We start from the raw sequence: 12,563 nt of genomic DNA, 5'->3' as shown, positions 1-12,563 counted from the left end.
GTACCTAGGCTATTCGTTCAGCTCCTTACGAATAGCCTAGATGCGAAAGCCCTAATTGGCCAAAGCTATTTTTTTTCCTTCCGTTTCAGGCGTGGGGAGGAAATCTTCCAGATTCTTTCCATAGAGTTTGGAAATATAACGCAGGCAGTCGATCGACTCTTTATAGTCACTGGGGTTGACGCGTTCTAGTTTTTTTATGTACCAGTTGTTCATGAAGTTATCGAAGTGGGCGTTAAGGTATATTTCGAGAAAACCATTTTCTCTAAGGAATTTGACTTGGCTCTCTTCCAAGATTACCTTCTTCTTGAAATAACTTACATCAACCTGGTTCGTAATGGAGTCAGTTCGGTCTGCATAGTAAATTATGTGCGCCTGGTTGTTGAATGCGCCACATTTCGACTTTGCAATGATTTCCCAGCCAAAAAGAGTATCTTGTCCCGCAGACTTTTCGACAAAGCGAATGTTGTTCTGGTCCAGGAATTCTTTGGAAATTACAGCAGATTGAGTGGCGATTACCGGGAACCGCCCTCGCTCGAAGTAACCCTTCTTAAAGTCGGTGATAATGCTGATTTTCTTGCTGGTATGTTTGCCAATTTCCCTAACGTCTTCAGCTACTTTCACATGGAAGCCAGATACGAAATCGACTTGCTGATTAGCCAGTTCATTGGCTTCCTTATAGGATTCCATGAGCAGGTCATATCCGCCCGATGATATCTCATTGTCAGGGTCCAAGAATGTAATGAGCGGTGCCGTAGCCATCTCAATACCTTGGTTTCGTGGCCGAGAAGCGCTGCCACTCCCGCCGTCGTAATTGAACCTGACTCGTACGTTAGGATAGAGCGACTCTAGGTATTGAAGCGTGATCAACGTCTCTTTATCCGTTGATCCGTCGTCAACCAAGAGGACTTCCATTGCCGGCCACAGCAAGTTTCGCTGCAAGCTGGGGATGCATTTGGTAGTTAGGAATCTAGCGTTATTATAGACGGGGACAATGACGGAAAGCTGATAGTTTTCTTCGCTTGCATTGCGTTGCTGTATATAGCGTGTGAAGTTTAGTTCAAATGGATCAATGCTGTAGCCTTTTTCCAAGGCGAACGATTGCGTGAATTTTGATTCCGAAATTTCTTTAGGATCTAGGTACTTTGCGCTGAATAGCGACAAACCTTTTCCGCTGCAGAGGTTGGTATACTCATGTTCTTTACCAGCATGCTGAATACCAAATTTGTCAAAGTGCGAGTTTTTGGTCGTATAGTAGGAATCGGTGAACTTAAATGCATTCAACAAATCGCTGAGGTAGTGCCGTTCATAAACGTTATCCTCGTCAAACCAGCAGAAGTAGCCGATCTTATGCTGCGCCTTGATTTTAGGCCAGCTAGCAAGGGATGACTCTTCTATAAGAAGTTTATGAGGGTGTGCCTGTGCCTCGAACGAGCGAATGACAGAGTCTGTTTTTTGCGCACACAGAACAGCAATTGTGACATCGGATTTATCTGGGCTGCTGAGACCGATGTTCTTTAAGAGTGTTGAAACAATTGCGTAGCTACTTTTGTTGTTTAGTACTTCACGAATATTGGCGATATTCGACTTGTACTCTTCCCAGGTTTCATTTCTTCCGAAATCTACTGACATATCTTGCTTGTTTGGCAAGATGCGAATGCCAGGGAATTTGTTGTATACCGAACTTGCATAGTTTGATATTAAGCCATTTCCTTGAGCTTGGAGTTCATAAACTCGCATGGCGCACATGGTAGGGCTTTGCTTGATCGAATTGAAGTTCAGGTTATATCTGAAAAGCTTGTGAAGCTTCTGAAGTGTGCTGTGTTGTACGGGTGGTAAGATACTTGATTGGAAGCGGGGTGGGTAAATCAAATCTTCAGCGTTAGCGCCGAAGTTTCTGTCGGCAACAAGCAATTGCCCGCCGGAATCAATGATCGAATCGAAGACGATTTCCATGTCTTCGCAACGTTCTTTGTAGCGCTTAGGGTAAGAGCCTGCAAAGAAAGCAGCGTTTCTTATGTTGCGGCGACAGCCGATAGGGTTGTTTAGTTGCGGGTTGACGCCGTATTCGCCAAAATAAACCTGGTCATGACCGAGTTCAAGCTTATACCGTTCAATGCAGTCGGTATCGGTGGTTAGCACATAATCGAACTTCTCCGCAATTGGCAAGAAGTACTCAAAGTTCGAAGGGTCTTCGATGGTTTGGAAGACGGTCTTTATATTATTGGCTTTGGCGTGCAGGAGAATATTGTTCAATGCGCTTTTTGGCTTTTCTCTGAATTTTAAGCCACGCCATTCTTCGTTGTTAATGCCTTTCCAGCAAGTCGTGTAAATGACTATGTCGAGATCGTTTTTCAGAACATCCTGGTAGTTGTCCGGGCTCAAATAATGCACTGAGCTGAAAACATCTTTGTAGTAATTATACATATACACGTCGCCGATAACTCCGACTTTGAAGTCGTGTTTGGCGAAGTATTCACTGCCATTGCTGTCTGGGATGTCTTCCGCTTCTAGAAGTATCTGGTTGAACGCTTCAATATACTTCGGGTTTTCGAGTGAGCGCGCCAATACCTCAGATTTAAGGTCAAGCTTATAGTCACCGCTCAACACCATGCCATTTTTCGCGCCAAATGCCACGATTTTTATGCGTGCGCGTGCGGCGGCCTGCGGTGTGTAAATGGAATAGTGAATCGGCTCTGCGCCTTCATGGGCTTGCGTTTGGATGTAAAAATATGCGCCAAACGCTTTGGATTCGGCCATTCCCGAGTATGGTTTGGGGATCATACGCCCAGCTTCGTCATAGAAGCTGACGTCAGCCAGTGCACCCTTCGGGTTAGCTCCAGACTTTACCGTGCACTTAATAGTCAGGGTGTATTCAGCGTCGGCTTTGACTTCTTGATGTATCTCATGGCTCTTTGAGCTTTTGATCGTTACGTCATTTAAGGGCTTCTCATCAAGTTTAGACTTGATGGTATGCCCCAGATCCAGTTTAAACTGGGTTGAGTAAGCCTTGAGCGAAGTAGAACTTCTAAATTGCGGTTTCCCAAATCCACCTGCCGCATATTCAGCACTCAAACGCTTCGTGCAAATTTCAATGTTGGCCTTGAAGAATGCTTCGCCTATATGCGCCGCCAGGTTCTGGTAGCAGGAGCGTGCATGTGCGTAATCTCCTCGTTGAAACGAGGCGAAAGCCTGTCTTGTCTTCGATAGAGTGTTGGGCATTTTCATGACACTCATGCTATTAACCGAAAATCCCTACGGCATCAATTGCGGTGCCGTGTTGCTGGATGCTTCCGACGGAGCTGATAAATAGGCTGTGCTTAACCAGTACACACATCACGTCTGCTTTGAGAAGTGCGTCTTCCAGACTGGATAGGGTAATATTGTGGGCCGCAAGCTTTTTAGGCAGGCTTTCAATGTTCGGTTCGATGGCTAGCACAGAGCAGCCGAGCTTCGCAATGTTGGCGGTGATTTCCACCGCTGGGCTTTCTCGGAGGTCATCAATATCTGGTTTGAAGGCCAATCCGAGACAAGCGACACTGATATCTGCCAACGTGCTACCTGTTTTTTTGCTCAAAACATCGGTAATAGCGGCTTTTACTTGGTTCAAAACCCACTCAGGTTTGAAATCATTAACCTCACGGGCGGTACGAATAAGTTTCGCTTCATCCGGGCAGGTGTCAACAATAAACCACGGATCAACTGCGATACAGTGACCGCCCACACCTGCGCCCGGCTGAAGAATGCTGACGCGTGGATGGCGGTTGGCAAGTGCAATCAACTCCCATACGTCTATGTCTAATTTGCCACAGATAATAGAAAGCTCGTTGGCAAATGCGATGTTAACATCGCGATAGCTGTTCTCAGTCAATTTACACATTTCTGCGGTGCGCGCGTTGGTTATAATACACTCACCTTCAACGAAGGTTTTATAGAGCGCTACAGCCATTTTGCTAGCTTTCTGGGTCATGCCGCCAATCACACGATCATTACTTACCAGCTCGTGTACCACCTTGCCAGGGAGGACCCTTTCAGGGCAGTGGGCAACATGAACGTCGGCTTCTTCGCCGGCTTGCTGGGGGAAGCTTAGATCTGGACGAGCTTCAGCAAGCCAAACAGCCAATTGTTCTGTGGCGCCCACGGGGGAGGTAGATTCCAGAATTACCAAGTTACCTTTGCTGAGCACTGGTGCAATTGCTTTAGCAGCCGATTCAATGTAACTGAGGTCTGGTCGGTGGCCTTCCTTGAATGGGGTAGGTACAGCAATTAGGAAAGCGTCGGCTGGCTCAGGCTTAAGCGTGGCACGAAGATACCCTTCGGTCACTGCTGCATGTACGAGAATATCCAGTTCGGGCTCGACAATATGGATCTTGCCGCTATTGATCGTATTAACTGCAAACTCAGACACGTCGACCCCAATCACCTTCTTCTTGCGCGAAGCAAAGAGCGTAGCGGTAGGCAGGCCGATATAACCGAGGCCAATCATCGAGATGGTTTGGAAAGGAGAGGTCGAAGTGGGCATGATTGATTCCTAAAATGTTCATAGCATGCCTAGTTTTCTGTGCCAGGCATGCGGTCCGGGAGCTACACGAATGGTATTGTTATCTGCGATCAGGAAAAGTTTGACAGCAGGGCGTCAAGAATTCGTTTGCACGCATGGCCATCGCCGTATGGGTTATGAGCAACACTCATCTTTTGATACGACTCTTGGTCCAGTAGCAAGCGATTTAATTCGCGAACAATGTTTTTTGTATCGCTGCCTACTAATTTCACAGTCCCTGCTTCGACTGCCTCGGGGCGCTCTGTTGTATCGCGCATAACCAAAACTGGCTTGCCCAACGATGGGGCTTCTTCTTGAATACCGCCGGAATCGGTAAGAATGATGTGCGCGCGGCTCATCATGTGTACAAAGGGCAGGTAGTCCAACGGCTCGATCAAATGGACGTTGGTGATCCCGGAAAGCAGGCGATTGACAGGTTCGCGTACATTCGGGTTGAGGTGGACGGGATATACGATGTCAATCTCAGGATGTTGTTGCGCAACATCCAGCAACGCTTGGCAAATACGCTCGAAACCGCTGCCGAAACTCTCCCGCCTATGACCAGTAACGAGTACCATTTTACGAGCTGGGCTAAGGAAAGCTGCCGGTGCGGATGCTTTGGCATACAGTTCTTTATCTTCGTCCAGTCGCTTTACGACATCCAGTAGTGCATCAATTACAGTATTACCAGTTACGACTATAGAGTTTGCGGAAACGCCTTCCCTAAGCAGGTTTTGCTCAGAATTTGTAGTCGGTGCAAAATGTAGCTTTGCCAGGGCGCCGGTCAGCTTCCGGTTACCTTCTTCTGGCCAAGGTGAATAGAGATTCCCGGTGCGGAGACCGGCTTCCACATGGCCGACAGGTATTTGATGATAGTAAGCTGCCAGGCTCGTTGCAAATGTAGTTGCTGTATCGCCGTGGACCAATACCATGTCAGGCTTGAATTCGCTGAAAACCCCTTTCATGCCTTGCAAGATTGCTGTGCTGACATCAGTCAGATCCTGCCCTGGCTTCATGATGTTTAGGTCAAAGTCAGGCTGGATGTCAAATAAGTTCAGTACTTGATCAAGCATTTCTCGATGCTGGCCCGTAACGCAAACTTTTGCGTCAAAGCGTGCATCCGCCTCGAGAGCTAATGCCAGAGGGGCCATTTTGATGGCTTCGGGCCGGGTGCCGAATACAGTAAGAATTTTCATTTGGTGATGCTCGTTTGCACTTTGAGGGAGACGGAAATCAGGCAGGTATCCTTTTCCATCTTACGATAAATCGTTTGTCCGTTTAGGCCTGTTACCGCTATGTCCTCTAGCCACGCTTCGACGATCTCCTTTTCATCATCGCGAATGTAATCATCGAGCAGGATATCAATGCGCGTACCGGCCAGTTGTTCAAGCACAGCTGGCACGGCAGGGTATCGCGCATGGTTTCCGGTAGAGGCGGGAGGTCCATCGACCACCATTAGTATTTTGAGGTTGACTATATCAAGAGTTTCAGCCAACGATTTTAGTGTGGCATGGCAGCTGTAGTAGGAGTACGTAGTGCCATTAGGTGCTAGATACGGCGCGAGTGGGGACAGAACAACTTGCACAGCATCCAGCAACCCCGCCTGTAGCAGGTTCGCCTGCGTTTGCGCGTGGTACTGCTCCAGGTGTTCGAATGCCACCTGCACGGTGGCGGGCTTGCCGTGTTGCTGGCGAGCAATTCTCGCCAACGCTTTGGCAATGACTACGGTTGAAGTGCCAGAGCCAAACTCGAGGATCAAGTCATAATCATTGCCGTCGATTAATTCGACCAGGTACAGCGCAAAGTCCGGGCTGATCGGCCAACCGTGCATGCCGGGCAAATGTTCGCCATGATTCAGATAGTTCTGAACGCCCATAAATGCCTCCAGCTGCTGGGCAGCATTGAGCGTCTCGGACTTCACCGTGCGCTCCAGAGACTGGCGCACTTTGACCATTTCGGCATTCTGCTGCCTGATTTGTTCGCTCAAGGTTGCGTGCTGCTTCTGCAAATCCTCGGACAACTTCTGAACGGCGTTTTTTTCGGGGGCAGGGCGAATGGCGCTTGGGCCTGGCTTTTGCTGGGCTTCGAGGGCTGGCAGCCCAAGCTGGCCCAGTTCCTCGCGCACGCGTGCTTGTACCAGCAGGCGTACCTCCGCACCGGGCGCGGCAATTTTCACGGCGTTCTGGAAGTGCTCCAGCGCCTGTTTCGAGCGGCCAGCAATGGCCGTGGCGCGGCCCAGAGTATTGTGCACACCGGCAATCAGCACCTGGCTGATCAACTTCTTGCTGCAACCCCAGTCCTGGGCCAGGCGGGTGAACTGGCGCGCCGCGGTCATGTTGCCCAGTTGCTGGTGGGCGCCGGCAGCCAGCAGTGCCAACTTGGCGCGGTCCGGGTGATGCTGCAGGGTTTCGCGTTGCAGCTCGGCAAGGCTCTGCCAATCCCCGAATTGCCACTGGGTACGGCTGCGCTCCAGCAGGTTTTCGTCATAAGGGACTAAATGAGCATCCAGGCCTTCGTCGGCATCTTCCAGAACAACCGGCTCGGCAGCGGGCTGTTGCTTTACAGGTGGGGCCTTACGAAGGCGCAGCCAGTTGGCAATGGCTGTAAACATTGGCAAGCCCATTTTCAGAGCCCTGGCTCGCGCAGAAGCAGATCTTTGATCAATTCGAGCTGGGCTTCGCTCTTCACCAGTTCTTCTTCCAGCAAGCGCTGCCGATGCTGATGCTCGACCGCTTCGCGCTCAAGTGTGTGCACATAACCCTGATTGGCTTCGAACGTATCCTTATGCTCGGCCAGCGCCTTCTGCAACTGGTCACGCTGTTCGCTGACCTTGTCCAGGTGCGCTTTGTATTCACTGGCCGATCTGGTTTGCACCTCGCAGGTTTCGGTGAGCCTGGCGTTGTCTTTGGCCAAGGCATCGCGTTCGCTTGCAAGCTCGCTGGCCTTGGCGCTGAGCGCGTCAGCGCGTGCCTGGCGTTCGTCTGCCAGTTGGGTCTGCATCTGGCAGGCACCCGCCAGCTCGGCCCGTTGGTTCTCCAGCGCTTCGTTGAGCAGGGCCAATTCGCTGTTGCGGCTAGTCAGTGTGGCAAGCTCGGCTCGCAGGTCGTCTATCTGGCTGGCTTGCTGGTCGTAAGCTGTAGTCAACGCTGCATGCTGCTGCCGTAGCGCTTCGCAAGCGCTGGCGAGCTGGTCGCGCTCATTGCCAATTTCATGAACTTGCGCCTGCTGGGCGTTAGCCTGGCCGGCCTGTTCTTGCAGCGCCTGATGCAGCTCTCCTTGTTGGGCTTGCATTGCTTCGCACGCAGAGAAGAGCCGGGCGTTCTCGCTTGCCAGCTCATCGAGCTGGTGCCTTTGCTCGTTGGCCAGCCCGGTCAGTTCGAGCAGGGCTGCGTCGCGTTGCTGCAGTTGCTGCTCCAGCTCCTGTAGTTGCTGCTGGCTGTTTTGAGCGGCAGACGAAGACTGTGAGCGCAGCTGTGCAACTTCACTGTGCAGGCGGTGCTGTGCGAGGCGCGTAGCGTTGCGTTCGAATAGCAGCTGGCTTCGCGGGAAGATGGCGTCCGGGTTGTCGGTCACCAGCTCGAAGCCCATGTCGTCCATCCAGGCGATAATCTCGCTGTCACTGGCATCATTCTGGTACAGCGGCTCGCTGCTGCATTCGATAATCACCCAGCTAAAGGTGTGCAGTGCGGCTGCCGGGGTAGCTTGCAGTAATTGCAATGCCTGCCCCGGAGCGGTAATGAGCAATGCGTGGGGTTGCCGGCCGTCCAGGCCATGCTCTGCCACGATCGCTTCAAGGCTGCGCGCAGGAACCTGCAATGCTTCATCGCGGCGCAGATTGGGGAAGTAGGAAAACAGGTCGACCGCCTGGTTGAGGCTGCTGTAGGCCAGGTTGTTCAGCGCTTGTAACGTTGCCACAGGCTGTTCGTCGCCGGTAACGGCTACGGCAAGCAGGTGTTCGCCCTGATCATGACGCAAGCGACGGCCCAGCTCCTCGGCCAAGCGAGGATGTGCCTCGGCCAGCAGCAACTGACGGCTACCCAGTTGGCGCCAGTCGCCCAGCAGGCTGCCGGTACCGGCGCCCACGATCAAGCTGGTGTCCAGGCCGTCAGCGCTGTGTTCACGAATGTGCCGCAGCAGCTTTTTCATTTACTCAATGGCCTCGTTCAGCCGGGTTTCGACGTCGTCCAGCAGGGCTTCAAGAATGCACTGTGCCTTGCGCAGTTCATGCAGTTGCGTCATGCCAGGCAGGGTGTTGTCACTGGGCTCGCACAGCAGGTCACCCAGCAAGGCGCATGCCTGGGTGCTGTCCGGGCGCTTGAGCAGGAACGATTTGAGCAGGGCGATGGCTGCTTCGCGCTGCTGTTGGCCAAGCAGCAGGTCAACACGTTGCGGCAGGCCGTGGTCTTGCATGTACTTCAGGCGCTTGGCCAGCGCGGGGTCTTGAGGTTGCAGCGCAATTGCCATCTGCATAGCCTCTTCGGCCTGTTCGAACTGGCCCAGGGCAAACAGGCTGTTGGCCATGCCCAGGTGCGCCCAGTGCAGGCGCAGGTCGCAACCGGCTGCTACGCGGAAGGCGGCCAAGGCCTCGGTGGCATTGCCCAGCAGCATCAGGCATTCACCCAGCTTGCAGTACCCCAGCGGGTTTTCGCCGAGTGCACCGTTGATGGTGGCCCATGCACTTTGAGCCTCAGCGACTTCACCGGTTTCTTGCAGGCGTGAGGCAAGCCGATAGGCCTGGGTGAAGTTGCGCAGGTTGCCAGCAAAGCGGCTGTAGTTGGCTTGGTTCATCAGCTCGGCCAGCATGCTCAGGCCAAGCACTCGCGGAATCTGGGGGTAGCTGAGCTCGCGTCGCTCCGGGCCGAAAGCAAGGGGTTCGCCGCCAAGAATGCCGCCCGTGTCTGCAACACGAGCGGTCAAGCTATGCACCTGGCCGTCGAACAGTTCATGGGACAGTTGCAAATCGAACATATAGCAACCATCGCCTATCCCGGCAGTTTGCAAATCTTCTCGAAACTGTTGTGCAAGCCCTTGGGCAACAACTTCACCATTGGCGATGATTTCAATGGTCAACCGTTTCTGCGGGTGAGCAGGTGCAAACGCCCAGCCGAACGCGCGGTCGTCAAGAATGTAATCGAAATGGCCGTTGACTTCGGTACTTGATGCTGCCGGTGCAGAGAGGGAATTCATGGCGTTTGGTCTGCAATTGAGTACGAGTGGAGGTTCGCTGGCCGCACCTGATAATGGCAGTGCAGCCTTAGGGGCGAGCGCATGCGGCTGGGCAGCGACCGTGCGTGCGTGTCGGCGCCGTGCCCTGATGAAATGAAGCGCTTGTTTACTGTGTGGTTAATCAGGCAATAAATTTTTATTGCCATAACGCAGACCCGGGCTAAGCTTGGAACTGATTGGAATAACAAACCACCAGGCACGGCATAGCGCAGTGCGTGGATCAAAATAGCCAGCACAGTGAACAGAAGTGAAAATTTTTGGGCATTGCTATCCATGCCATACACCTATTGATTCCTATCTCCCCAAGGCCCATTGCCAGGCTGGGGGTGCCTGCGTTTAGCAAAGCTGCTTACGGGTAATGCTAATCCACCGTATGGGCCGGTCAGATAATCCAAGGCCAACGCTGGATTATAAAACGGGTCATTGTAGTGGCCGATCGTCCAGCGCTCAATGAATTTTTGCTGTTCGCGTTGAGCGCGCGCTCGCTTTTCAGGCGCCAAATCTTTGCCGCGGCTGGCGGATTCTGCGTGGATCAGTCGTGCAAATGCACTCCACACCAGATGCAACCCTAGTTGTCGAATTTTCAAGCACAGGTCGACATCGTTGAACGCCACCGGGAACGTATTTTCATCCAGCCCACCCACTGTGTCGTAGACTGTTTTGCGCATGAGCATGCACGCTGCTGTGATCGCACTCTGTCGGCGGGTTATCTGGTTGTTGCCCAAGTAGCCCGGGTCGTGCTCTGCGAGCGTGTTGCCGCTATGTGCAGCCAAGCCGTTCACGCCTACAACTACGCCGCCATGTTGGACCATGTTGTTTGGCCATAAAAGTTTTGCCCCTACTGCACCAACGCCCGGACGCATCAGTTGTGCGACCATTTCCTTTAGCCAACTGCTTTCAATGATTTCTATGTCATTGTTGATCAGGCCGATCACTTCGCCGGTGGCCGCGTCTGCGGCGCGGTTGTTGATGGTCGAGTAATTAAACGGGAAGGGGTGATCGAGCACTATCACACCTCGCGCTTTCAATGTGGCAAGGTAATCCAGGGTTTGGTGATCGGTGGATTGATTGTCGACAACGATTATTTCAAGGTTTGGGTAATCAGTACGGGTCAGCAGGCCTTCAAGGCATGCATGCAGCAATTTGTACTGGTCGCGTGTCGGAACGATCAGGCTCACTCGCGGCAATTGCTCAGGCAGTGGCCAGTGCGCTCTGAGAAGCGCCGGGTAATGCGCTACGCGGGTCACTATTGCGCCAGGCGTCAGGCTATCGCATAGCCATTCCACAGCACTCAGCCTGTGCGATGAAGGCTCTGCCTGCTCCGGGCTAGCGGGAGTGTCACTGGCTCGGTGGTAAAGAACGCGTGGCAGGTGGACCACACTGGCGCTGTTCTTTTGCGTCGCCAACGCTATCGCTGCAATCAGGTCATGCCAGCCTGTTGTTCGCGGTTTATCGCCAAGTTCCAATAATGCCAAGGCTTGTTCAATGATGTGTGCGCTGAAAATGGCACCCGGCGAAAAAATGTCTGCTCCCACAAACAAGTCTATGTCCCAGGTAGGCTTCAACCACGGCAAACTGCGTTCCCCCTGAGCGCTGTCGCGATCGCAGTCGGCATAGGCCCAGGCGCTACCGTCATCCAACAACGCACAGAGGTGTGGTAAGGCAAGTGGGGCCAGGCGATCACCAGCAGCAAGGGGCAGGATGCGGTCGCACCCCTGTGCCAGCAGTTCACGGATGGCCGGCAAAAGCTCATCGGTCGGGGCCGTGGCTAAATGGTGCACGTGCTCGACGTCTGCCCCCAGGCTGGCCAGGCTGGTTTGCTCGCGTTCCTTATCGCCTTCGCTGAGTAGCAAAAGGCCGGTTTTACCCTGCAGGGCAGGGCGCTCCAGGCCTTCAAGTCGCTGAAAGGCTTCGAACCATTTTGGATAATGCTGCCAGCCTGAGCTTTTTGCCAGGAGTTGGTCCTGCTCCTTGATGATTTCGGTAAGTAGGGCCAAGGCTGCGGTGTCATGGCTTGAGTCAAGCTGGCGCAGCAAGCCCGCAGCACCCTCCGGTCGACAGCAAACGCGAATAGGGCTACCGGCAAGTGGTTGTTCAAGGTCGTTCACGACGTCCAGTACATGCACCTTGCCGTCAGCCAGTTCCCAAGGCAGGTCAAGGGTGAAGCCATGGTCACTGGTGGCTCGATATGCCAGCGCCTGGTGGTGGGTGTTGCAGGTAGCGTGGCCGATTATCTGATCACCTTCCCGCACAGTGATTTGCACGTGGCGGTTTGGCGACTGCGGGTCCCAAGACCAGCCCGCAACGCGCAGCCCGCCCGTGTGCCACACCTGGGAGGCAAATGCAGGCGCTTGCTTGCTCGGGCTGGCGGGTAGCACGACGGTGCCATCCAGAGTGAAAGGCTGGTTGGCGATACGAGCGGTAATAACCTTTGCCTCTGCGAGCCAGCTTTCGCGCAGCTGTACGGCAAAACCGTGAAACTGGTCGCCCTGAGGAGCTTGCGGCTCATACTGATCGGCACGTGCCAGTGCTATGCCAGCGCCGTCGATAAAAATTTCTACGACCGGGCGTTGTTCCGGTTGCGCAGTATCTATCGCCCAACCCTGCAGCACATCGCCTTGCAGGCCTAGAATGGCGCCACTGAAGGTTTGGGATGCGACGGGTTGCTGGGCCGCCTGGGGCTTTTGCTGCAAGTCTTGAGTCATCAGGCTTGGCTCAGTGAAAAGGGGAGGGTGGCCAGCGAGTTTGCGCCGGCTTCGTCAGCAGCAGCGCTTGGCGGTGCGTACAGGGGGGTGGTGAG

The 12,563-nt window shown here is 53.4% G+C and carries 8 protein-coding genes; all 8 read right to left on the bottom strand.

Features of this window, described 5'->3' with window-relative positions; genetic code table 11:
* Nucleotides 1–51: 51 nt before the first annotated feature.
* Complete coding sequence (locus AC07XM_RS19740) at nt 52–3,225, bottom strand: glycosyltransferase (protein ID WP_158248163.1); 3,174 nt, start codon at nt 3,223–3,225, stop codon at nt 52–54.
* A 13-nt stretch (nt 3,226–3,238) separates the two neighbouring features.
* Nucleotides 3,239–4,519 carry a UDP-N-acetyl-D-mannosamine dehydrogenase gene (gene wecC / locus AC07XM_RS19735; RefSeq protein WP_102689520.1) on the bottom strand — a complete coding sequence of 427 codons (1,281 nt, stop codon included), beginning with the start codon at nt 4,517–4,519 and terminating at the stop codon, nt 3,239–3,241.
* A gap of 89 nt (nt 4,520–4,608) precedes the next feature.
* The gene (wecB, locus tag AC07XM_RS19730) at nt 4,609–5,733 is read right to left on the bottom strand and encodes a non-hydrolyzing UDP-N-acetylglucosamine 2-epimerase (RefSeq protein ID WP_102689521.1); all 1,125 of its coding nucleotides are present in this window, start codon (nt 5,731–5,733) and stop codon (nt 4,609–4,611) included.
* Nucleotides 5,730–6,914, bottom strand: coding sequence for a class I SAM-dependent methyltransferase (locus AC07XM_RS19725; RefSeq protein WP_256596957.1), 1,185 nt, complete (start codon nt 6,912–6,914; stop codon nt 5,730–5,732). Before AC07XM_RS19725 ends, wecB begins: the two co-directional genes overlap by 4 nt.
* Before the next feature lie 248 nt (nt 6,915–7,162).
* Nucleotides 7,163–8,683, bottom strand: coding sequence for a coiled-coil domain-containing protein (locus tag AC07XM_RS19720; RefSeq protein ID WP_102689523.1), 1,521 nt, complete (start codon nt 8,681–8,683; stop codon nt 7,163–7,165).
* Entirely contained in the window at nt 8,684–9,724 is a 1,041-nt protein-coding gene (locus AC07XM_RS19715) for a tetratricopeptide repeat protein (RefSeq protein WP_060518642.1), read from the bottom strand. It lies immediately after the preceding gene.
* A complete protein-coding gene (locus AC07XM_RS19710) occupies nt 9,721–10,038 on the bottom strand; it encodes a hypothetical protein (protein WP_146024534.1) in 318 nt (105 codons plus the stop codon). Before AC07XM_RS19710 ends, AC07XM_RS19715 begins: the two co-directional genes overlap by 4 nt.
* A gap of 9 nt (nt 10,039–10,047) precedes the next feature.
* Entirely contained in the window at nt 10,048–12,468 is a 2,421-nt protein-coding gene (locus AC07XM_RS19705) for a glycosyltransferase family 2 protein (protein WP_060518640.1), read from the bottom strand.
* Nucleotides 12,469–12,563: the final 95 nt, after the last annotated feature.

It is taken from the genome of Pseudomonas sp. GW460-LB5, from assembly GCF_059423245.1.
This window is presented reverse-complemented; position numbering and strand designations above follow the sequence as displayed.